The sequence below is a fragment of the Micromonospora sp. ATLC20 genome (assembly GCF_057196585.1).
This window is the reverse complement of the sequence record NZ_JBXUOV010000098.1, coordinates 1-21,313: the sequence shown is the minus strand read 5'-3', so window position 1 is coordinate 21,313 and position 21,313 is coordinate 1. Positions and strand designations below refer to the sequence as shown.

Here is a 21,313-nt window from a genome sequence, read left to right as displayed (position 1 = left end):
CGCGACGGCCTGCACCGACCAGCCGGAACGGGCGCTCGCCGTGGGGCTGCTGCCGTGGCTGCGTACCGGCGCGGTGACGCGGGCGGCCCGGGCGCACGTGCGCGCGTACCGCCGGCACCGCGGCGAGAAGACGGCGTTCCCGCTGCTCGCCGCGCACCTGCGCTTCTGCGCGCTGGGCGGCTACCTGCATCGTGGGCTGGAGATCCTCACCGAGCAGCTGCCCGAACTGGACCGCCCGGCCGACGACCTGTCCGCGATGGAGTTCGCGGCGGCGGGCGCGCTGCTGTGCGGACTGGCCGCCGAGGCCGGGCTGGGCGGGCGGCGCATCCACCGCCCCGGGCACGGTTCCCGGCCGGCGGCCGAGGTGGACGTGGCGACGCTGGGTACGCAGTTGCAGGCGCTGGCGACGGCGCTCGCCGGCAGCTTCGACGCCCGCAACGGCACCGGGCACCAGTCCGGCCGGATCGCCTCCTGGCTGGCCGAGCGGCCGCTCGCCGCGCCGGTGTCGCTGGCTGCCGAGAGCGAGTTCGACGAGGAGCCGGACGCCGATGATCCGGCCGAACCCCTGCTGCCCGGGCCGGAGGAACCGGCACCGCTGGACGCGGCGCTGCTCGGCGCCGCGCTCGACGCCCGGGGCGAGCCGTACGCGGTGGAGCCGGACGGCACGCTCGCCGGGCGGTGGGGCGAGGCCACCATCCAGTTCCGCCTGCTCGGCCGGGACGGCGACGTGCTGCACGCCCGGGTGGTGGCGCAGCGGCGGCTGCCGGCCGGGCGGCGCGCCGAGGCGTACGCGTTCTGCAACGCCTGGAACCACGACCGGCTGCTGCCCGCCGCGTACGTGCACGAGCCCGGCGACGGGACGCTGGTGCTGGCCGCGGGCGTCTCCACCGACCTGTCCTGCGGGGTGGCCCCGGCGCAGCTCGCGGTGCTGGTGGCCGCCGCGGTCCGCACCGGCACCGCGTACGCCGAAGCGGTCGCCGCGCTGCCCTGAGCCGCCGCACCGACCGACAGTGCCGCGGACGCGGCGCGGCCCCCGGCCACCGGGCGGTGGTGGTCGGGGGCCGCGGTCTGGGTGCGGCGGTCAGCGGGCGGAGAACGCCAGCGTGTACTCGCCGGAGCCGGACAACCCGACGACGCGGTACCGGTAGGCGCCGGCCGACGTCTCGGCGGTCAGGCGGGCCGTGCCGTCGGCGGTGGCCGCGCGGGCCACGGTGCGGAACGCGCCGCCGGTGAAGCGTTGCAGCTCCAGCACCATCCGGGCGCCGTCCGGCGCGGACAGGCACGCCTCCTGGGTGCCGTCGGGCACCCGGTAGAAGCGCCCGTCCGGCTGGATCTGGGTCCGTCCGGCGGCGATCCGGCCGGTCCGGCTCACCTGCCCGGAGCACTCGGTGTCGCCCGCCGGCGGGGTGGGCTCGGCGGTCGCGGGCGGGGTGGTCTCGCCGCCGCCCGCCGGCGGCTGCGTGGGCGCGGGCTGGTCGCCGGCGGTGACGAGCGTCAGGTTGTTGCGCTGGAGGATCTCGTTGACCGGCTGGAAGAACGTGGTGCCGCCCCGGGTGCAGTCGCCGGATCCGCCGGACGTGACGCCCTGCGCCTGGTCGCCGGAGAGCCACGCGCCGCCGGAGTCACCCGGCTCGGCGCAGACGTTCGTCCGGGTCAGCCCGGTCACGGTGCCCTCCGGGTAGTTGACTGTGGCGTTCTTCGCCTGGATCAGGCCGCAGCGGGTGCCGGTGGTGGAGCCGGACCGGCAGATCGACGCGCCCACCGGCGCCTCGGTGGAGCCGTTCACCGCCACCGTGCCGCCGTCGGCGAAGTCGGTCACCACGCCCTGCGGCGTCCAGTCGGCGTTCACCCGCACGAACGCCCAGTCGTCACCGGGGAACGAGGACGCGGCGAACGTGCCCTGGGCGACCCGGTTGGACCCGGTGGTGCGGTCCCCCGACCGGCCGCAGTGCCCGGCGGTGACGAACCCGCCGACCACGGAGAAGCCCACCGAGCAGCGGCCCGCGTTGTTGATCAGGTAGGCGTCGCCGCCCCGCACGTCGAACAGCGGACGCGGGGCCTCGTCGGCGGTACGCACCCGGACCATCCCGGCCTTCGACCCCGCGGCGGCGGCGAGCCGGCGACCGTCGGCCTCCGCGCCCGGCCGGGCGATCACGACCACCGCGTTGTCTGCCACGTCGACGTACCAGCCGGCCACGTCCGGGCTGGCGTCGGCGCCCGCCGCGTCCAGCCGGGACTTCACCGCGTCCAGCTCGGCGACGCCCCGCGCCACCCGCTTCGGGACCGCGCCCGCCGCCCGTACCCGCGCCTCGCCGGCCGGGTCGGCCACCGCCACGGTGAGCGTGGCGCCGTCCGCGCTGAGCCAGCTGCCCCCGTAGCCGGCGCCGAGTTCATCGCGCAGCCGGGTGACCGTGCCGGCCGCCCACCGCTCGGTCCGCAGCCGCTTCGCCGCCTGGTCGCGGGTCAGCGCAAGGTCGCGGCCCATCGCGTCGAGGACCTCCGGCGCGACGCCGTCGGCCGCCGGCGCCGCCCGCCGGGGTTCCTCACCGGCGAACGACGGTACGGTCACCGCCGCCGTCAACCCGGCCGCCGCCACCAGTACGCCGATGACTGTCATCCGTCTGCGGTCCATCCGCCACGCTCCTCCCGACCGGCGCAGGGGCACGCCGGCCACCGGGAGGTACGGAGACGGACGCCGATCGGATGAGTACCGGCGGCACGTTTCGACGCGCCGTGTCGGGGCGTACCCGGAAAGCGACGGCGCCGGCCCACCGCGGACGGTGGACCGGCGCGCGGCGCGGTCGGGTCAGACCTCGACGACGGTCGGGACGATCATGGGCCGGCGACGGTACGCGTCGTTGACCCAGCGGCCCACCGTGCGGCGGACGATCTGCTGGAGCTGGTGCGGGTCGGTGATGCCGTCCGCGGCGGCCCGGTTCAGCGCCTCGGTGACCAGCGGGACCACCGGGTTGAACGCCTCCGGGTCCTCGGAGAAGCCCTTCGCCGAGACGGTCGGCCCGGCGACCACCTTGCCGGTGACCGAGTCGACCACCACGGTCGTCGCGATGAACCCGCCGTCGCCGAGGATCCGGCGCTCGGTGAGCAGCGACTCGCTGACGTCACCGACGGCGAGACCGTCGACGTAGACGTACCGGCTCTTGACCCGCCCGACCAGGCTGGCGCGGCCCTCGACCAGGTCGACCACGTCGCCGTCCTCGCAGAGCACGACCCGGTCCGGCGCGACGCCGGACTCGATGCCGAGCCGGGCGTGCGCCCGCAGGTGCCGCCACTCGCCGTGCACCGGCATCAGGTTGCTCGGGCGTACGACGTTGAGCAGGTAGAGCAGCTCGCCGGCCGGGGCGTGGCCGGAGACGTGCACCTTCGCGACGTCCTTGTGCACCACCACGGCGCCGGCCCGGGCCAGCCGGTTGATCACCCGGTAGACCGAGGTCTCGTTGCCGGGCACCAGCGAGGACGCCAGCACCACCGTGTCGCCCGGCGCGATGGTGATGTGCCGGTGGTCGCCGCTGGCCATCCGGCCCAGCGCGCTCATCGGCTCACCCTGCGAACCGGTGGACATCAGCACGATCTGCTCGGGCGGCAGGTTCGTGGCCTCCTCGATCCCGACCACCAGGCCGGCCGGGATGTTCAGCAGGCCCAGGTCGCGGGCGATGCCCATGTTGCGGACCATGGACCGGCCGATCAGCGCCACCTTGCGGCCGTGCTCCACGGCCGAGTCGAAGACCTGCTGCACCCGGTGCACGTGCGAGGCGAAGGAGGCGACGATGATCCGCCCCTTGGCCTTCGCGAAGATCGAGTCGAGGACCGGGCCGATCTCCTTCTCCGGCGTGACGAACCCAGGGATCTCCGCGTTCGTCGAGTCGGACAGCAGCAGGTCGACGCCCTCGGCGCCGAGCCGGGCGAACCCGGCCAGGTCGGTGATCCGCCCGTCGAGCGGAAGCTGGTCCATCTTGAAGTCGCCGGTGTGCAGCACCAGGCCGGCCGGCGTACGGATGGCCACCGCCAGCGCGTCCGGGATCGAGTGGTTCACCGCGAAGAACTCGCACTCGAACGGGCCCAGCCGTTCCCGGCCGCCCTCCCGCACGGTCAGCGTGTACGGCTGGATCCGCCGCTCGGCCAGCTTCGCCTCGACGAGCGCGAGCGTGAACTGCGAGCCGACGAGCGGAATGTCCGGCTTGTGCGCGAGCAGGTACGGCACCGCGCCGATGTGGTCCTCATGGCCGTGCGTGAGCACGATCGCCTGCACGTCGGCCAGCCGGTCCAGGATCGGGCCGAAGTCGGGCAGGATCAGGTCCACGCCCGGCTGCTCGACGTCGGGGAACAGCACCCCGCAGTCGACGATCAGCAGCTTGCCGTCGTACTCGAAGACGGTCATGTTCCGGCCGATGGCGCCGAGTCCGCCGAGCGGGATGATCCGCAGGCCGCCCTCGGGCAGCGGCGGGGGCAGTTCACCCTCGATGTGCGCCTCGGTCACGCGTCACCTCATTCTGCGACGCCGTCGCGCGGCGTCCGTCGTGTCGTTGATTCATTCGGGCAGGGGCAGGCCCGCCGCGGCGCAGTCGGCGCGCAGCTGGGCCAGTTCGTCACCGGTGGCGTCGACGAGCGGCGGCCGCACCGGGCCGGCCGGGCGACCCTGCGTCCCCAGGCCGGCCTTGACCAGGATCGTGCCCTGGGTGCGGAAGATGCCGGTGTAGAGCGGCAGCAACTGCCGGTGCAGGGCGAGCGCCCGGGCGTTGTCGCCCGCCTCGAACGCCTCGATCATCTGCTTGGTCAGCGCGCCGGTGAAGTGGGTGGAGGTGCCGACCACGCCGACCGCGCCGATCGACAGCATCGGCAGGGTGAGCGCGTCCTCGCCGCTGTAGTAGGCCAGGTCGGTGCGGGCGAGCACCTCCGCGGTGGCGAACAGGTCGCCCTTGGCGTCCTTCACCGCGACGATCCGGCCGTGCTCGGCCAGCTTCACGAGCGTCTCGGTGGCGATCGCCACGCCCGCGCGGTGCGGGATGTCGTAGAGCATGACCGGCAGGCCGGTGGCGTCCGCGACGGTGGTGAAGTGCCGCAGCAGGCCGGCCTGCGGTGGCTTGTTGTAGTACGGCGTGACCACCAGCAGGCCGTGCGCACCGGCCTTCTCGGCCTGTGTGGCCAGCTCGACGGTGTGCCGGGTGTCGTTGGTGCCCACCCCGGCGACGATGCGGGCCCGGTCGCCGACCGCCTCGACCACGGTGCGGATCAGCGACTCCTTCTCCGCCTCCGTGGTGGTCGGGGACTCACCGGTGGTGCCGTTGAGGACCAGCGCGTCGTTGCCCTGCTCGTCGACGAGGTATTCGGCCAGCCGGGCGGCGCCGTCGAGATCCAGGCCGCCGTCCGGCGTGAACGGGGTCACCATGGCCGTCATCACTCGCCCGAACGGGCGCGACGCGCCCCGGCTCGGGGCGGCGGAGTGGTCGTGCGTCATGCTCACAACCTAGCGGACGGCCGCCGGTGGCCCGGCGGCGAAGGGCGACGAGTCACTCGGCGTGCGGCGACGCTGCCACCTCGGTGCCGTCGGACAGGGTGGAGATCTCGAAGTCGGCGAAGACGTTCGGCGCGACGCCCTTGAGCTGGCGCAGGCACTCCACCGCCAGCTCGCGGATCTCCACGTCGGCGTGCTCGGTGGCGCGCATCTTCACGAAGTGGCGCCAGGCCCGGTAGTTGCCGGTCACCACGATCCGCGTCTCGGTGGCGTTCGGCAGCACCGCCCGGGCCGCCTGGCGGGCCTGCTTGCGGCGCAGCGTCGGGTTGGGCTCGTCGGTGAAGCGGGCCTCCAACCCCTCCAGCAACTCGGTGTACGCCCGCACCGCCGCGTCGGTGGCCTCGACGAACTTCTTGTGCAGCTCCGGGTCGTCGGCGATCACCGACGGCTCGACCATCGCGGCGTCCCGCTCGGGCACGTAGCGCTGGGAGAGCTGCGAGTAGGAGAAGTGCCGGTGCCGGATCAGCTCGTGCGTGAACGAGCGGGAGACGCCGCTGAAGTAGAAGCTCGCCGAGCCGTGCTCCAGCACGCTCAGGTGACCGACCTCCAGGATGTGCGCCAGGTAACCGGCGTTGGTGGCGGTGGCCGGGTTCGGCTTCTTCCAGCTCTGGTAGCAGGCCCGGCCGGCGAACTCGGCGAGCGCCTGCCCACCGTCGGCGTCGGTGGACCAGGGCACCTCTTCGGGTGCCTGGAACTGGGTCCACGCGATCAACTTGACCTGGGGCTGAACCATCTCCGGCATTCCTGCGACTGTAGTGGGCCCGCCCCCCGCCGTGGAAATCGGCCACGCGGCCGCACCGCCGGCTCGGCGATCGGCCCGAAGGAGATCTTGGTAGGAAAGCGCCCCTCTGGGGGCCGTTTCGTACCAAGATCTCGCGAGGGCTGGGCTCCGGCTAGACGTAGAGCGAGGTGAAGGGGGCCCACGGTAGGTTGCGGACCACCGAGAAGACCCCCCAGGCGGCCAGGAACACGCCGATGACCTTGGGGCTGAACTGGGCCTCGGGCAGCTTCCAGCCGAACGCCCGGTTGCCGGCCCAGGCCACGAAGAGCCAGGTCAGGAACGGCAGCGCGAAGACGAACAGGAAATGGTGCCGGGCTGCGGCGGGCAGGTCGCCGTGCAGCACGTACCAGAGCGCGCGGGTGCCGCCGCAGCCCGGGCAGTCCAGCCCCGTGGTCAGCTTGAGCAGGCAGGTCGGCGCGGCGTCCGGGTCGCTCCGGGTCGGGTCACTGACCAGCGCGTACGCGATGCCGAGGCCGACGCAGCCGAGCGCTGCGAGCGGCACCGCCCAGCGCGGGGCGCGGGCGTGCAGGCGCATCACCAGCCGGGTGAGCCGGTCGCTCTCGACCGGCTGGTACGCCGCCGGGTAACCCGGCCACGGCGCTCCGGGTGCTCCGGGTGCTCCGGGTGCTCCGGGTGCTCCGGGTGCTCCGGGTGGAGCGTGCGGACCGGCGTGCGCGTGCGTCTCGGCGTGCGAAGGCTGCCCGGCGTACGCGTAAGCGTGCGCCTCGCCCTGCGGCCCGGACTCCGGCTGCGCGGGCCCGTGCGGGTGCGGCTCGGTGTGCGGGTCGGGCGCGGTGGCAGGCCGGTCAACGCTCGTCACGCGCTCACCGTACACCGGCCACGCCCACCAACGCGGCGGCCAGCGGCCCCGCGAGGTCGCCCGCGGCGGGCGGGGCGACCGCGTCCAGGCCGAGCCAGCCGGCGAGCCGGTACAGCTCGGCGGCGAGCGCCACCGCGGTCTCCCCCGGGTCGGCGCCCGGCTCGACCCAGGCGGCGGGCACCAGCAGCGCCCCGGCCTTCCGGTCGGCCTTCAGGTCGACCCGGGCGGTGAAGCGCTCGCCCTGGCGGAACGGCAGCACGTAGTAGCCGTAGACCCGCTGGGGCGCCGGCACGTAGATCTCGATCCGGTAGGTGAGGCCGAACAGCCGCTCGGTGCGCGCCCGCTCCCAGACCAGCGGGTCGAACGGGCTGACCAGCGTGTTGCCGCGGACCCAGCGGGGCAGCCGCGCGTCGGCGTGCAGGTAGGCGGGGTGCCGCCAGCCCTGCACGGTGACCGGGGTCAGCTCGCCGGCCTCGACCAGTTCGGCCACCGCCCGCCGCGCCCCGGCGACCGGCAGCCGGAAGTAGTCGCGCAGCTCCGGCTCGGCGGCGACACCGAGGGCGCGGGCTGCGATCGACACCAGCGACCGGTGCGCCTCGGCGTCGGTCGGGGTGGGCGCGTCCAGCACGGCGGCCGGGAGCACCCGCTCGGGCAGGTCGTAGCGGCGGGCGAACGAGTTGGTGCGGTCGGCGGCGGTGACCTCGCCGGCCCAGAACAGGAACTCCAGCGCCCGTTTCACGGCCGACCAGTTCCAGCCCCAGTTGCCGGTCTCCCGTGGGGCGTCGTGCTCGATCTCGGCCGCGGTCAGCGGCCCTCGGGCGGCCACCTCGTCACGGACCCAGGCGACCAGCTCGGGCTGCTCCTCGGCGATCCGGCGCATCCCGCCCCACGCCTCGTCGCGGGCCTTGGCCATCCGCCAGCGCAACGCCGGGTGCAGCCCCACCGGCACCAGTGACGCCTCGTGCGCCCAGTATTCGAACAGCTCACGCGGGCGGCGGTAGGCGGCGGTGTCCAGCAGCGCGGTCGGGTAGGGCCCGAGCCGGCTGTAGAGCGGCAGGTAGTGCGCCCGCTGAAGCACGTTCACCGAGTCCATCTGGATCAGCCCGACCCGGTCGAGCACCCGGCGCAGGTGGCGGCGGGTGGGCACGCCTGAAGGCGCCGGGTCGGCGAAGCCCTGGGCGGCCAGGGCGATCCGGCGGGCCTGGGCGAGGGAGAGCGATTCCGGTACGGCCATCGCCGGCGACCCTAATCCAGCGGTACGACACCGGGAGCGGCGGCTGGACCGATCGCCCGTCGGGGCATAGAACGGACAGGTGCTCACCATTCGCCGGGAGGAACCGGACGACGCCGAGGCGATCGCCCGGGTGCACGTCCACGGCTGGCAGGCCGGGTACGCCGGGATCATGCCCGAGGAGGTGCTGGGCCGGCTGAACCCGCGCGCCTGGGCACAGCGCCGCCGCGACCTCGGCACCGCCGACCCGGAGCACCCGTTCACCACGCTCGTCGCCGAGGACGGCGGCACGATCGTCGGGTTCACCACGTTCGGGCCGTACCGGAACAACCAGGACCGCGGCGACCTCGACCCGGCGCACGGCGAGCTGCTGGCGATCTACCTGGAGCCCGCGCACTGGGGCTCGGGCGCCGCGCGGACGCTGCTCGCGGCGGCCCGCGACGGCCTGGCCGAGCGGGGCTGGACCACCTACCGGCTCTGGGTGCTCGCCGACAACGCCCGTGCCCGCCGCTTCTACGAACGGGCCGGGCACCTACCGGACGGCGAGGAGTCCACCTACCCGGTGCCGCTCTCCGGCGGGCGCACCCCGATCCTGCTCCGCGAGCTGCGGTACATCACCGGAGGCTGACCCGGCCGGGACGCCGTCGCCGGGACGAGCGCCGTCCGCCGGCGTGAGCCAGCGCCGGACCGGCAGCCCGAGCAGCAGCGCCAGGCTGATCCACACGTACGTGTTGCTGCCGAGGAACCCGTCCACGCCGGAGAAGTCCTTCTCCCAGGACCAGACGATCCGGCTGCACAGCAGCGCGTACCCGATCAGCGCGGCGGCCAGCAGCAGACGGCGCCGCCGGCTGCGGGCGGGCGCCGCCATGCCGTTGTCGACGAGCAGGATCAACCCGGGCAGCAGCCAGACCAGGTGGTGCACCCAGGTCACCGGGCTGACCAGGCACATCACGGCGCCGGTGAGGGCCAGGCCGGTGGCCTCGTCGCCGGCGGCCACCGCCGCCCGCGAACGCCAACCCCAGATCACAAGCGTCAGGAGTACGAGCGCCAGCCAGGCGATCGTGCTCGGATGCTGCGGGTCGAGCCGGGCCACCACCCCGCGCAGCGACTGGTTGGAGACGAACGCCAGCTCACCGACCCGGTCGGTGTTCCACAGCGCCTCGGTCCAGAACTCCCGGGAGGCGTCGGGGAAAAGCCCGGCGGCCACGAGCGTGGCGACGGCAGCCGTGCCGACTGTGGTCAGCGCGGCCCGCCAGCGGCCGGTGACCAGCAGGTAGACGATGAAGATGCCGGGCGTCAGCTTGATCGCGGTGGCCAGGCCGATGCCCACGCCCGCCCAGCGGCTGCGCGCCGGCAGCAGCCACAGCAGGTCCACCGCCACCAGGAACAGCAGCAGCATGTTGACCTGGCCGAAGTTGACCGTCTCGCGCATCGGCTCGTACGCGGCGGCCAGGCACAGCGCGACAGCGAGCGCGAACCAGCGCGTCCAGCCGGACCGGCGGGCCACCGGGTCCAGCAGCCGCCAGATCACCACGGCGCTCGCCAGCACCGTCGCGGTCACGCTCACCACGATCGCCGCGCCCCACGGCAGGTACGCCATCGGCAGCATCACCAGCGCGGCGAACGGCGGGTAGGTGAAGCCGTACTGCGTGCCGGGGCGCAGGAAGTCGTAGATCTCCCCGCCGTCACGCGCCCAGTACGTCAGCGCGCCGTAGTAGACCTGCAGGTCGAAGAAGCCGTGCCGCACCGCCGCCACGGAGAGGAACACGGTGACCGCCGCGGCGAGCGCCACCACGGCGACGACCTGCGCGACCGCCCGCCCGGCACCCTGCGCCACCGTCACCCTCCTCGCCCTGCGTAGGCTCACGTGCCATGGCTGCAGGCTACGTCCGGCCCGCGCGTCCCGAGGACGCCGGCGAGATCGCACGCATCCAGCTCGCGACCTGGCGGGTCGCGTACCGCCGGATCCTGCCCCGGCACGTGCTCGACAACCTCGACGAGGCGTACCTCGCGCGGCGGTGGAGTGCGGCGGTGCAGGAGCCGCCCTCGGGCGCGCACCGGGTGCTGGTCGCCGTCGAACAGGCGGCGCAATCCTATCTGGTGGGGTTCGTCGCCTCCGGTCCGGCCGACGCCGACGCGCTCGCCCCGGACGAGCCGGCCGAGGCGCTCGGTTCGGGCGTCGCGGCGGTGACGGACCTGCTGGTCGAGCCCCGGTGGGGGCGGCGCGGGCACGGCAGCCGGCTGCTCGCCGCGGCTGTCGACCACTGGCGGTCCGACGGGCTGACCCGGGCGGTGGCGTGGACGTTCGACGCCGACGCGGCGACCCGGAAGTTCCTCGGCTCGACCGGCTGGGAGCCGGACGGCGCGACCCGCGCGCTGGACGTGGACGACATGCTCGTCCCCCAGCTCCGCTTCCACGTGGCGGTCCCGGAGGAAAATCTTCCGCCGCAGCGATGAGTTCCGCTCGTCTCGCCGGTCCACCCTCGCGTGGGTGGGCCGGCGGTCCCGGCACGGGGCAGGACCGCCACCCCACCCGCCGCCCCACCCGCCACCCCACCCCGTCGATCATGAGGTTGGCGGCAGTCGGGGAGATCGAAAAGGCCGCCAACCTCATGATCGACCGGGGGCAAGCCCGGGGGTGAGGGTCAGGCCGGGGGGAGGAGTTCGGCTACCAGTTCGTCGTCCTCCATCGCGCCTGTGGGGTGGAAGCCCAGGGACGTGTAGAGGGCGGCGGCGGGCTTGTTGTCGGGGTGGTAGCTGAGACGGATCGGCCGGCCCGCCTCGGCGAGCCAGTCCGCGAGCGTCCGCACCGTGGCGCGGCCCAGGCCCCGGCCCTGCTCGGCGGCGTCGATCACCATGCCGCCGATCCAGCGCGACTCGTCGTCGTCCACGCCCCACATGACGTGGCCCACGACCGTCTCGTCGGCGTACACGGCCAGCGAGTTCCAGACGTCCGAGCGTTCGGTGAGAAGCAGGTAGCGGGCGGCGAGCGCGGCCACGAAGGCGCGCTGGTCGTCGTGCGGCGCGACGTCCGCCACGGCCCGCCAGTTGTCGTCGTCCACCGGGCGCAGCGTCACCCGGCGGCCGGTGCGGTCGGAGTGTCCGGAATCGATCATGAAAAGCAGCCTAGGTCGACGCCCCCGACCAGGCAAAACGGTTTCCCGCAGCAGGCCGGGGGCACACCGCGGCGGGTCAGTCGAGCAGGGCGTCCAGGCCGACCGTCAGCCCGGGCCGGCGGCCCACCTCACGGACCGCGAGCAGCACGCCGGGCATGAACGACACCCGGTCGTACGAGTCGTGCCGGATGGTGAGCGTCTCACCCGTGGTGCCGAACAGCACCTCCTGGTGGGCGACCAGGCCGGTGGCGCGTACCGCGTGCACGCGTACCCCGTCGATGTCGGCGCCGCGGGCGCCGGCCACCTCGTCGCGGGTGGCGTCCGGCGCGGGCCCCAGACCGGCCTCGGCGCGGGCCGCGGCGATCAGCCGGGCCGTGTGGGTGGCGGTGCCGCTCGGCGCGTCCAGCTTGCGCGGGTGGTGCTGCTCGACGATCTCGACCGACTCGAAGTAGCGGGCGGCGCGCGCCGCGAACTGCATCATCAGCACCGCGCCGATGCCGAAGTTGGGGGCGATCACCACGCCCACGCCGGGCCGGTCGGCGAGCCAGCCGCGCACCTCGGCGAGCCGCTGCTCGGTGAAGCCGGTGGTGCCCACCACCGCGTGCACGCCGTTCTCGACGCACCAGCGCAGGTTGTCCATGACCGCGTCGGGGGTGGTGAAGTCGACGACCACCCCGGCGCCCGCCTGGGCCACCGCGTCCAGGTCGTCGCCCTGGTCGACTGCCGCGACCAGCTCCAGGTCGGCGGCGGAGTCGACCGCCTTGCAGACCTCCATGCCCATCCGGCCCCGGGCACCCAGCACACCGACCCGGGCCGCCGTCTTCTGCTGCTCAGTCACGGCCCACAACCTATCCCAGCGCCCGGCACGGGATCCGGCGGACCGGTGGGCCGCTCAGCTCGTGGCCGCGAAACTGCCGGAGTCGAACGGGCCGACCACGGCCAGCGACATCGGCCGGCCGAGCAGGTCGGCGGCGAGCGCGTTCACGTCGTCGAGCGTCACCGCGTCCACCCGGGACAGCAGGTCGTCCACCGGCATCAGGTTGCCGTAGAGCAGCTCGCCCTTGGCGAGCCGGCTCATCCGCGAGCCGGTGTCCTCCAGCCCGAGCACGAACGAGCCCTTGCTCATCCCCTTGCCCCGGGCCAGCTCCGCCTCGGTGATCCCCTCGGCGGCCACCCGCGCCATCTCCGCGCGGGTCAGGTCCAGCACCTCGTCCACCTTGCCCGGCGCACAGCCGGCGTAGACGGCGAACACGCCGCTGTCGGCGTACTGGCTGGCGTACGAGTAGACCGAGTACGCCAGGCCGCGCTGCTCCCGGATCTCCTGGAACAGCCGGCTGGACATGCCACCGCCGAGCACGTTGTTCAGCACGCCGAGGGCGAACCGCCGGTCGTCGGTGCGGTCGATCCCCGGGCAGCCGAGGATGACGTGCGCCTGCTCGGTCTCCTTCGGCTCGACGAGCGTGGTGGCCGGCTTGGTGCGTACCGCCGGGGTGGCCGACCGGTGCGGCGCGGGCGACGCCGGGTCGGTGTCCAGCGGGGTGCCGCGCAGCGCCTGCCGGACCAGCTTGACCACTGCGGCGTGGTCGAGGTTCCCGGCGGCGGCGATCACGATCTGCGGCGCGGTGTAGCGGCGGCGGTAGAAGCCCTGGATCTGCCGCCGGGTCATCGGCGTGACCGTCTCCTCGGTGCCGGAGATGAGGCGGCCCAGCGGGTGGTCGCCGTAGACGGCGCGGGCGAACAGGTCGTGCACCTCGTCGCCGGGCTCGTCGTCGTGCATGGCGATCTCTTCGAGGATGACGCCGCGTTCGGTCTCCACGTCGGCGGGGGCCAGCACCGAGTCTGCGACCAGGTCGCACATGACGTCGATGGCCAGCGGCAGGTCCTCGTCCAGCACCCGCGCGTAGTAGCAGGTGTATTCCTTCGTGGTGAAGGCGTTGGTCTCGCCGCCCACGGCCTCGATCTGCGCCGAGATCTCCAGCGCGCTGCGCTTGTTGGTGCCCTTGAACAGCAGGTGCTCCAGGAAGTGCGCGGCGCCGGCCTGCGTGCCGGTCTCGTCGCGCGAGCCGACCGCCACCCAGATGCCGAACGACACGCTGCGCATCGCCGGGATCGCCTCGGTGAGCACCCGCAGCCCGCTGGGCAGCACGGTACGGCGGACGGTGCCGCCGAGCGGGTCGTCGCTGAGCGTACGGGTGACCGCGCGGGCCGCCGAGCCGGCCGGCGCCACCCCCCGTCCCGTCGAGGCGCCTGACGAACTCACGAGAAACCTGCTCTCCGGATGACGAGGAACGGCGGGACGTACGACGGCTCCAGCTCGCGCAGGCGACCTGGAGCCGTGGGCCGGCCCGGGTGACGCGGACGTCACCCGGGCCGGTCGGTGGATCAGCTGTGCCGGGTCCGGCGGCGCGGACGGGACTCGCCGCCGCCCTCGCCACCCTCGGAGCGACGCTCGCCACCCTCGGAGCGACGCTCGCCACCCTCGGAGCGACGCTCGCCACCCTCGGAGCGACGCTCGCCACCCTCGGAGCGGCGCTCGCCACCCTCGGAGCGGCGCTCCCGGTCACCCCGGTCACGCGGGCCGCGGTCGCCGCCGCGGTCCCGGCCGGACGGACGGTCGCCACCCTCGGCGGCGGCCGGCGCCTCGGCGCCCTCCGGGCGGACCTTGTCCAGGTAGATCTTGCCGCGGGCGTCGATGTCCGCGATCTCCACCTCGACCTTGTCGCCGACGTTGAGGTAGTCCTCGACCTTCTCGACCCGCTTGCCGTCGCCCACCTTGGAGATGTGCAGCAGGCCGTCGCGGCCCGGCAGCAGCGAGATGAAGGCGCCGAACGCGGCGGTCTTCACCACGGTGCCGAGGAACCGCTCCCCGGCCTTGGGCAGCGTCGGGTTGGCGATCCCGTTGATCCGGTCGACTGCGGCCTGGGCGGACGGGCCGTTTGTGGCGCCGACGTAGATCGTGCCGTCGTCCTCGATGGAGATCTCGGCGCCGGTCTCGTCCTGGATCGCGTTGATGGTCTGGCCCTTCGGGCCGATCACCATGCCGATCTTGTCGACCGGGATCTTGACGGTGGTCACCCGCGGGGCGTAGTCCGACATCTCGGCCGGCGCCTCGATGGCCCGCTGCATCACGTCGAGGATGGTCTGCCGCGCCTCGTGCGCCTGCTGGAGCGCGGCGGCCAGCACGTCCGACGGGATGCCGTCCAGCTTGGTGTCGAGCTGGAGCGCGGTGACGAAGTCACGGGTGCCGGCGACCTTGAAGTCCATGTCGCCGAACGCGTCCTCGGCACCGAGGATGTCGGTCAGCGTCACGTACTGGGTCTTGCCGTCGACCTCGTCGGAGATGAGGCCCATGGCGATGCCGGCGACCGGCGCCTTCAGCGGCACACCGGCCGAGAGCAGGCCCAGCGTCGAGGCGCAGACCGAACCCATCGAGGTGGAGCCGTTGGAGCCGAGCGCCTCGGAGACCTGCCGGATGGCGTACGGGAACTCCTCGCGCGAGGGCAGCACCGGGATCAGCGCCCGCTCGGCGAGCGCGCCGTGGCCGATCTCGCGCCGCTTCGGCGAGCCGACCCGGCCGGTCTCACCGGTCGAGTACGGCGGGAAGTTGTAGTTGTGCATGTAGCGCTTGCGGTTCTCCGGGGACAGCGTGTCCACCATCTGCTCCATGCGCAGCATGTTCAGCGTGGTGACGCCCAGGATCTGGGTCTCGCCGCGCTCGAACAGCGCCGAGCCGTGCACCCGCGGCAGCACGCCGACCTCGGCGGTCAGCGGGCGGATGTCACGCGGGCCGCGGCCGTCGATGCGGACCTGCTCGCGCAGCACCCGGTTGCGGACCTCGGACTTGGTCAGCGAGCGGAACGCGGCGGACAGCTCCTTCTCGCGGCCCTCGAACCGGCCGGTCAGCTCCTCGGCGACCTTGGCCTTGATCCGGTCCAGGGCCTCCTCGCGGTCGGCCTTGCCGGCGATCTTCAGCGCCTCGGTGACGTCGGCGCGGGCCACGTCGGCCACCGCGTCGTACACGTCGTCCTGGTAGTCCAGGAACACCGGGAACTCGCTGACCGGCTTGGCGGCCACCTCGGCCAGCTCGCTCTGCGCCCGGCACAGCTCGCGGATGGCCGGCTTGGCGGCCTCCAGGCCGCTGGCCACGATCTCCTCGGTCGGCGCGGTCGCGCCGCCCGAGATCAGGGCCACCGCGTTCGGGGTGGCCTCGGCCTCGACCATCATGATCGCGACCTCGCCGTCCGGCAGGGTGCGGCCGGCCACGACCATGTCGAAGGTGGCCCGCTCCAGCTCCTCCAGGGTCGGGAAGGCGACCCACTGGCCGTCGACGTGCGCGACCCGGGTCGCGCCGATCGGGCCGGAGAACGGCAGGCCGGAGAGCTTGGTCGACATCGACGCGGCGTTGATCGCCACCACGTCGTACGGGTGCTGCGGGTCGAGCGCCAGGACGGTCTCGACGACCTGGACCTCGTTGCGCAGGCCCTTGACGAACGACGGGCGCAGCGGCCGGTCGATCAGCCGGCAGGTGAGGATGGCGTCCTCGCTGGGCCGGCCCTCGCGGCGGAAGAACGAGCCGGGGATCCGGCCCGCGGCGTACATCCGCTCCTCGACGTCCACCGTCAGCGGGAAGAAGTCGAACGACTCGCGCGGCTGCTTGCCGGCCGTGGTCGCGGAGAGGACGACCGTCTCGCCGAGCTGGGCGACGACGGAGCCGGCGGCCTGGCGGGCCAGACGGCCGGTGGAGAAGGTGATCTCACGGGTGCCGAAGGACCCGTTGTCGATCACCGCGGTGCGGGATTCGGTGCCGAGGTTGGTCTCGGTCATGTGCTGTGGTGCTCCTTCGCGTCGTCGGCCGACGACACGGGAACTGCTCAGGCGGCCGGTCTTCGATCGAAGCGCCCGGGACGGCCGGCGTCGTGCCGGGATTCCCGGGGGCCACTACCGGAGACCGGTGCTGACCGGCTCCCTCTCGGGTGTCGCGCGGCCGGGTTCTTCGGTGGTACCGGAAACGGGGGAGCAGCCAGGCGGCCACTCCCCCGTCAGGTCATCGGCGCAGGCCGAGCCGCTCGATGAGCGACCGGTAGCGGTTGATGTCCTTCTTCTGGACGTAGTTCAGCAGCCGGCGGCGCCGGCCGACCAGCAGCAGCAGCCCACGGCGGCTGTGGTGGTCGTGCTTGTGCACCTTCAGGTGCTCGGTGAGCTCCGCGATCCGCTTGGTCAGGACCGCGACCTGCACCTCGGGCGAGCCGGTGTCGCCCTCGGCGGTGGCGTACTCCTGGCGGATCTTGGCCTTGGCTTCCTGGTCGAGCGCCATGTTCTCCCTGTTTCGTGGGTCATTCGATGAGGTCCGGAGCGGTCGTGGTGACCGGTGCAACGGACCGGTTCCTCGCACCCGCGGCGTCGTGCAGGCACGCGAGGCCCCCGTCGGTCAGCCGACGTCTCCGTCAGCCTACCAGCCCTCGGGACGGACGGCCGGTCAAGGTGCCCCCGCGCCGGTCAGAGCACCGCCCGGCGGGTGCGTTCCACGTCCTCGGCGATCTGGGCCACCAGCGGTTCGATCGCGTCGTATGTCCGCTGCTCACGCAGGTGCGCCACGAAGTCCAGGGCCAGCCGTTCGCCGTACAGGTCGCCGCTGAAGTCCAGCGCGTACGCCTCCACCCGCCGCTCCCGGCCGGAGAACGTCGGGTTGGTGCCGATCGACACCGCCGCGGCCAGCGGTTCGCCGTCGCGGCGCACCAGGCGGGCCGCGTACACGCCGTCGGCGGGCACCGCCGCGTACCTGTGGGTCAGCAGGTTGGCGGTGGGGTAACCCAGCTCACGTCCGCGCTGGTCGCCGCGGACCACCACGCCCTCGACCCGGTGCGGGCGGCCGAGCGCCGCCGCCGCCGCGCCCACGTCGCCCGCGTCGACGCAGGACCTGATGTACGTGGAGGAGAAGACCGTCCCCGCCTCGGCGACCAGCGGCGCGCCCTCGACCGCGAACCCGAAGGTACGGCCCAGCCGCTCCAGCAGCGGCACGTCACCGGCGGCCCGGTGCCCGAACCGGAAGTTGTCGCCGACCACCACCAGCGCGGCGTGCAGGTGCGCGACCAGGACGTCGTGCACGAACGCCTCGGGTGGCAGCCGGGAGAACTCGACTGTGAACGGCACCACGCAGAGCACGTCCACGCCGAGCGCCTCGATCAGCTCGGCCTTGCGGGCCGGCTCGGTCAGCACCGCCGGGTGCGAGCCGGGGCGTACCACCTCGGCCGGGTGCGGGTCGAACGTCACCACCACCGACTTGACGCCCAGCTCCCGGGCGCGTGCCACAGCGTGCCCGATGGTCGCCTGGTGCCCCCGGTGCACGCCGTCGAAGACGCCGATGGTGACCACCGAGCGTCCCCAGCCGCCGGGCGCCGCCTCGTACCCCCGCCACCGCTGCATGCCGTTCCTCCCCTGTCCGCCCCGCGCGCCGTTCAGGCCGGGGCCAGCACGATCTCCGCGCGGGCCCGACCGTCCCGCTCGCTGACGATAGCGATCAGCCCGCCCGCCGGGTCGAAGACGGCGTACGGCCCGGTGATCCCGGCCGGTGCCAGCGGCCCGCCGTGGGAGAGCACCCGGGTCTCGTCGGCGGTGGCGTCCCGGCGCGGGAAGAACCGCGCGGCGGCGGCGTCCAGCGGCAGGTTCACCACGTCCGGCGCGCGCTCCTCGAGCTGGTCGAGCGTGGCCGCCTCGTCGAGCGTGAACCCGCCCACAGCGGTCCGGCGCAGCGCGGTGAGGTGGCCGCCGACGCCGAGCGCCGCGCCCGCGTCGCGGGCCAGCGCCCTGATGTACGTCCCGGACGAGCAGGTCACGTCCATGTCCACGTCCACCACGTCCGGGACGTCCCGGCGGATCGCCAGCACGTCCAGCCGTGACACGGTGACCCGCCGGGCGGGCAGTTCGACCGCCTCGCCGTCGCGGACCCGCTTGTACGCCCGCTGACCGTCGATCTTGATGGCGCTCACCGCGCTCGGCACCTGGTCGATCTCGCCGGTGAGGGCGGCCAGCGCGGCGCGTACCCCGTCGTCGGTGACCGCACCGGCCGGGGTGGTCGCGACCACCTCGCCCTCGGCGTCGTCGGTGACCGTGGACTGTCCCAGCCGGATCGTCGCGGCGTAGCTCTTGCCGGCGCCGATCACGTACGTGAGCAGCCGGGTCGCCCGGCCCACGCCGATCACGAGGACGCCGGTGGCCATCGGGTCGAGCGTGCCGCCGTGACCGACGCGGCGGGTACGGGCCAGCCGCCGGATGCGGGCCACCACGTCGTGCGACGTCATGCCGCCGGGCTTGTCGACCACGATCAGACCGTCTGTGCTCACGACCGCCAAGCCTGCCAGACGCCGGTGATCGGCCCTGCGGGGGATACCGCCCAGCTTCGGCGGGGTGTCAAGATCGTGCGCCCCCGACCCGTCTGCCCGGGAAGTCCGATGACCGATCACCGCCCCGCCCCCGACCCCTACCCCACCGGCCACTTGCCGGAGGACGAGCTGGGACGGGTACCCGAGTGGCTGCGCCGGCCCGCGCCCGAGGTCGAGCCGGGCCGCGGCGACCGCCTGCGGATCGCGCTCGGCGGGCACTCCGGCAAGCTGCTCGGCGGCATGGTCGTGCTGGCGCTACTCGCGTTCTTCGGGCTCGTCGGCGGCCTGGGCTACCAGGGCTTCCAGCGCTGGCGCGAGATCTCGACGGCATACCCGACGACGAGCCCGCCGAGCGGTGAGCAGGCGGTCAGCTCCGCGTCGCCCCCGCCGGCCGCCGGCCCGTTCGACGGCACCCCCGCGGCCGGCTTCCCGGAGGGTGCGGCCGGGATCGCGCTGCCCCGGGTCAAGCGGACCGGCCCGTTCACCGAGAAGCAGGTGGCCGACGGTCTGGCCAAGGTACGCAAGGCCCTGGTCACCGCCCGGCTGGACCGCACGTTCTTCACCGAGAAGAGCCCGGATCGGCTGGTGCGCCAGTTCGCCCCGGACACCCGCGCCAGCATCCGGAAGGACTTCACGGCCGGCGGCGCCGCCAACTACGCCACCCGGCTCGGGCCGGGCACCCGGTTGACGAACGACCCGCCGCGGGTGCAGGGGCGGATCTCGTACCGCGCGACCCGGGATGCGTACGACATCCGCGTCCTGGAGATCACCACCAACTTCGTCTGGGTCTACGCCGTCCGGAGCACCCGCGCCCCGTCGGTCCCGGACGTCATCCTGGTGCACGACACGGTGATCTGGGAGGTGCCCCTCCCGGCGGACGTCGTCACCGGCTCCCGAGGGCTGTGGATGCGGGACGCGAACTCCTACGTGACGAACGTGGAGTGCGCCGGTCTGAGCAAGGGTCTGCTGGAACTGGAGATCACGCCGACCTACGGGGACGCCGGCAGCTCCGGGGAGCACCCGGACGCCGTGTACGACCTGGACCGCTCGCTGAAGGTCGCGGACCCGTGCTGAGCCCGAGGGGATCCGAGCGGGACGGCTACCCCGACTGGCTGGACCGGTTGGAGCGGGAGATCCGGCCGAGCCTCGCCGTACGCCTGCGGATCTGGTGCCGGCGGCGCGCCCGCCGGCTGACGGCCGCGCTCGGCGTGGTGCTGCTGCTGGCAGCCGCGGCCGGTGCCGCCGGTTACGGCTACCGGCAGCTCCGGCGTCCGGCGGCCGCGCCGTCCCCGGCGGTCACCGGCGCTCCGGCGACCGCGGGACCGACTGTCCCGCCGGATGTCTTCGCCGGCACGCCGGCGGCGGACTGGCCGGCGGGGGCGGCCGGGATCGTGCTGCCACCGGCCCGGCCGACCGGCGGCTTCACCGGCGCCGAGGTGTCCGCCGGGCTGGCGCGGGTCCGCGCCGCCATGCTGACCGCCCGCCTGGACCGCGCGTTCATGACCGGCGGCAGCCCGGCCCCGCTGCTGCGTCACGTCGCGCCGGCTGCCCGGGAGTCGGTGCGGAAGGACTGGTCCACCGAGACGATCGCCACGTACGCGACCCGGCTGGCCCCGGACGCCCGGCTCACCCCGGACCAGCCGCGGACGAAGGGCCGGTTCACCTACCGCGCCGTCCGGCAGGCCGACGGCGTACGGATGCTGGAGGTGACCAGCAACTTCGTCTGGGTCTACGGGTTCCGCGACCTCGCCTCCCGATCCGGTCACTCGGTGGTGGTGCTGCACGACGAGATCGTCTGGCGGTTGCCGCACGCCGGCGACGTGGCACGGGCCGACCGGGGGCTCTGGTTGCACCGGATGTCGAGCTACGGGTCGGGCGTGGACTGCGACGCCGTGAAGCTCGGGCTGATCCGCCCCGGCGGCCTGGACCCGGCCGGCATCGGCTCCCCCGAGGACCCCGACGCGCTGTACGACCCGGAGCACCCGATCGAGCTGCCGGTCTCATGCTGACCGGCGTCAGCGGACCGCGCCGACCACCGCCCACGCGCCCGAGCGCATCCGCAGCAGCAGGCCGACCAGCCGCAGCACCACGAACAGCGTCAGCCCGGCCCAGATCCCGCCCAGCCCGAGGTCGAACCCGTAGGCCAGCCAGATCGCCGGCAGGAACCCGCCGAACGCGCACACGATGGTGAGGTTGCGCAGGTAGCGCACGTCGCCCGCGCCGATCAGCACCCCGTCGAGCGCGAACACCACGCCGCCGATCGGCTGGAGCGCGACGAACCAGGGCCAGGCGGTCATGGCCTGCTCGCGTACCTGCGGATCGGAGCTGAACCACGACGGCACCACGCCGGCGCCGGCGACGATCAGCACCGCGAAGGCCACGCCGCACAGCCCGCCGAGCAACGCGACGCGGCGGGCCAGGAACCGCGCGCCGGCCGCGTCGCCGCCGCCCAGCGC

Annotated in this window: 20 protein-coding genes; 5 read left to right on the top strand and 15 right to left on the bottom strand. The window is 73.9% G+C overall.

Annotated features, from left to right (window positions below; all coding sequences use genetic code 11):
• On the top strand, positions 1 to 991 hold a 991-nt coding region (locus AC2CHG_RS20000), incomplete at its 5' end, for a type III secretion system chaperone family protein (RefSeq protein WP_484525329.1).
• A gap of 90 nt (positions 992 to 1,081) precedes the next feature.
• Here AC2CHG_RS20000 and AC2CHG_RS19995 read toward each other — a convergent pair.
• The 6 genes from AC2CHG_RS19995 to AC2CHG_RS19970 all read right to left on the bottom strand — a co-directional run bounded on the left by AC2CHG_RS19995 (position 1,082) and on the right by AC2CHG_RS19970 (position 8,365).
• A complete protein-coding gene (locus AC2CHG_RS19995) occupies positions 1,082 to 2,632 on the bottom strand; it encodes a S1 family peptidase (RefSeq protein ID WP_484525328.1) in 1,551 nt (516 codons plus the stop codon).
• Positions 2,633 to 2,806: 174 nt separating this feature from the next.
• A complete protein-coding gene (locus AC2CHG_RS19990) occupies positions 2,807 to 4,495 on the bottom strand; it encodes a ribonuclease J (protein ID WP_262013613.1) in 1,689 nt (562 codons plus the stop codon).
• Between the two features lie 51 nt (positions 4,496 to 4,546).
• Positions 4,547 to 5,473: a 4-hydroxy-tetrahydrodipicolinate synthase gene (dapA, locus tag AC2CHG_RS19985; protein WP_484525327.1), complete on the bottom strand. Its 927-nt coding sequence runs from the start codon at positions 5,471 to 5,473 to the stop codon at positions 4,547 to 4,549.
• A gap of 52 nt (positions 5,474 to 5,525) precedes the next feature.
• Entirely contained in the window at positions 5,526 to 6,263 is a 738-nt protein-coding gene (gene thyX, locus AC2CHG_RS19980) for an FAD-dependent thymidylate synthase (protein WP_484525330.1), read from the bottom strand.
• A 160-nt stretch (positions 6,264 to 6,423) separates the two neighbouring features.
• Entirely contained in the window at positions 6,424 to 7,146 is a 723-nt protein-coding gene (locus AC2CHG_RS19975; protein ID WP_484525326.1) for a DUF2752 domain-containing protein, read from the bottom strand.
• The gene (locus AC2CHG_RS19970; protein ID WP_281600582.1) at positions 7,136 to 8,365 is read right to left on the bottom strand and encodes a winged helix-turn-helix domain-containing protein; all 1,230 of its coding nucleotides are present in this window, start codon (positions 8,363 to 8,365) and stop codon (positions 7,136 to 7,138) included. Before AC2CHG_RS19970 ends, AC2CHG_RS19975 begins: the two co-directional genes overlap by 11 nt.
• 79 nt (positions 8,366 to 8,444) lie before the next feature.
• Between AC2CHG_RS19970 and AC2CHG_RS19965 the strand changes: the two genes are divergently transcribed.
• Entirely contained in the window at positions 8,445 to 8,990 is a 546-nt protein-coding gene (locus tag AC2CHG_RS19965) for a GNAT family N-acetyltransferase (RefSeq protein ID WP_463839979.1), read from the top strand.
• Here AC2CHG_RS19965 and AC2CHG_RS19960 read toward each other — a convergent pair.
• Positions 8,895 to 10,199: a glycosyltransferase family 87 protein gene (locus AC2CHG_RS19960; protein WP_484525325.1), complete on the bottom strand. Its 1,305-nt coding sequence runs from the start codon at positions 10,197 to 10,199 to the stop codon at positions 8,895 to 8,897. The two genes, AC2CHG_RS19965 and AC2CHG_RS19960, sit on opposite strands and share 96 nt — an antisense overlap.
• A gap of 35 nt (positions 10,200 to 10,234) precedes the next feature.
• Here AC2CHG_RS19960 and AC2CHG_RS19955 point away from each other — a divergent pair, with 35 nt between their 5' ends.
• Positions 10,235 to 10,819, top strand: a complete 585-nt coding sequence (locus AC2CHG_RS19955) for a GNAT family N-acetyltransferase (protein WP_355506975.1) — start codon at positions 10,235 to 10,237, stop codon at positions 10,817 to 10,819.
• A 188-nt stretch (positions 10,820 to 11,007) separates the two neighbouring features.
• On the opposite strand, the gene AC2CHG_RS19950 is transcribed toward AC2CHG_RS19955, so the two are convergent.
• From AC2CHG_RS19950 to truB, 7 genes are all read right to left on the bottom strand, one after another.
• Complete coding sequence (locus AC2CHG_RS19950; protein WP_484525324.1) at positions 11,008 to 11,478, bottom strand: GNAT family N-acetyltransferase; 471 nt, start codon at positions 11,476 to 11,478, stop codon at positions 11,008 to 11,010.
• Positions 11,479 to 11,554: 76 nt separating this feature from the next.
• Positions 11,555 to 12,316, bottom strand: a complete 762-nt coding sequence (dapB, locus tag AC2CHG_RS19945) for a 4-hydroxy-tetrahydrodipicolinate reductase (RefSeq protein WP_262013621.1) — start codon at positions 12,314 to 12,316, stop codon at positions 11,555 to 11,557.
• Between the two features lie 54 nt (positions 12,317 to 12,370).
• Entirely contained in the window at positions 12,371 to 13,738 is a 1,368-nt protein-coding gene (locus tag AC2CHG_RS19940; protein ID WP_396880364.1) for a M16 family metallopeptidase, read from the bottom strand.
• 122 nt (positions 13,739 to 13,860) lie between these two features.
• Positions 13,861 to 16,302, bottom strand: coding sequence for a polyribonucleotide nucleotidyltransferase (locus tag AC2CHG_RS19935; protein ID WP_484525323.1), 2,442 nt, complete (start codon positions 16,300 to 16,302; stop codon positions 13,861 to 13,863).
• A gap of 220 nt (positions 16,303 to 16,522) precedes the next feature.
• Positions 16,523 to 16,792, bottom strand: coding sequence for a 30S ribosomal protein S15 (gene rpsO / locus AC2CHG_RS19930; RefSeq protein WP_013284678.1), 270 nt, complete (start codon positions 16,790 to 16,792; stop codon positions 16,523 to 16,525).
• A gap of 182 nt (positions 16,793 to 16,974) precedes the next feature.
• Positions 16,975 to 17,901 (bottom strand): bifunctional riboflavin kinase/FAD synthetase, encoded by a 927-nt coding sequence (locus tag AC2CHG_RS19925; protein ID WP_013284677.1) that lies wholly within the window; start codon positions 17,899 to 17,901, stop codon positions 16,975 to 16,977.
• 32 nt (positions 17,902 to 17,933) lie between these two features.
• Positions 17,934 to 18,818 (bottom strand): tRNA pseudouridine(55) synthase TruB, encoded by an 885-nt coding sequence (truB, locus tag AC2CHG_RS19920; protein WP_484525322.1) that lies wholly within the window; start codon positions 18,816 to 18,818, stop codon positions 17,934 to 17,936.
• A 108-nt stretch (positions 18,819 to 18,926) separates the two neighbouring features.
• On the opposite strand from truB, the gene AC2CHG_RS19915 reads away from it, so the two are divergent.
• Both AC2CHG_RS19915 and AC2CHG_RS19910 read left to right on the top strand, forming a co-directional pair.
• Positions 18,927 to 19,931 (top strand): hypothetical protein, encoded by a 1,005-nt coding sequence (locus AC2CHG_RS19915; protein ID WP_484525321.1) that lies wholly within the window; start codon positions 18,927 to 18,929, stop codon positions 19,929 to 19,931.
• Positions 19,925 to 20,866 carry a hypothetical protein gene (locus AC2CHG_RS19910; protein WP_262013626.1) on the top strand — a complete coding sequence of 314 codons (942 nt, stop codon included), beginning with the start codon at positions 19,925 to 19,927 and terminating at the stop codon, positions 20,864 to 20,866. Before AC2CHG_RS19915 ends, AC2CHG_RS19910 begins: the two co-directional genes overlap by 7 nt.
• Before the next feature lie 6 nt (positions 20,867 to 20,872).
• Here AC2CHG_RS19910 and AC2CHG_RS19905 read toward each other — a convergent pair.
• Positions 20,873 to 21,313, bottom strand: a 441-nt coding sequence (locus tag AC2CHG_RS19905) for an MATE family efflux transporter (protein ID WP_484525320.1), incomplete at its 5' end; no start/stop codon positions are given.

Excerpts from the sequence above, each read along its gene's own strand:
- AC2CHG_RS19995 (WP_484525328.1), bottom strand. The coding sequence starts at position 2,632 with ATGGACCGCAGACGGATGACAGTCATCGGCGTACTGGTGGCGGCGGCC.
- dapA (WP_484525327.1), bottom strand. The coding sequence starts at position 5,473 with ATGACGCACGACCACTCCGCCGCCCCGAGCCGGGGCGCGTCGCGCCCG.
- thyX (WP_484525330.1), bottom strand. The coding sequence starts at position 6,263 with ATGGTTCAGCCCCAGGTCAAGTTGATCGCGTGGACCCAGTTCCAGGCA.
- AC2CHG_RS19970 (WP_281600582.1), bottom strand. The coding sequence starts at position 8,365 with ATGGCCGTACCGGAATCGCTCTCCCTCGCCCAGGCCCGCCGGATCGCC.
- AC2CHG_RS19955 (WP_355506975.1), top strand. The coding sequence starts at position 10,235 with ATGGCTGCAGGCTACGTCCGGCCCGCGCGTCCCGAGGACGCCGGCGAG.
- AC2CHG_RS19950 (WP_484525324.1), bottom strand. The coding sequence starts at position 11,478 with ATGATCGATTCCGGACACTCCGACCGCACCGGCCGCCGGGTGACGCTG.
- AC2CHG_RS19935 (WP_484525323.1), bottom strand. The coding sequence starts at position 16,302 with ATGACCGAGACCAACCTCGGCACCGAATCCCGCACCGCGGTGATCGAC.
- rpsO (WP_013284678.1), bottom strand. The coding sequence starts at position 16,792 with ATGGCGCTCGACCAGGAAGCCAAGGCCAAGATCCGCCAGGAGTACGCC.
- AC2CHG_RS19925 (WP_013284677.1), bottom strand. The coding sequence starts at position 17,901 with ATGCAGCGGTGGCGGGGGTACGAGGCGGCGCCCGGCGGCTGGGGACGC.
- AC2CHG_RS19915 (WP_484525321.1), top strand. The coding sequence starts at position 18,927 with ATGACCGATCACCGCCCCGCCCCCGACCCCTACCCCACCGGCCACTTG.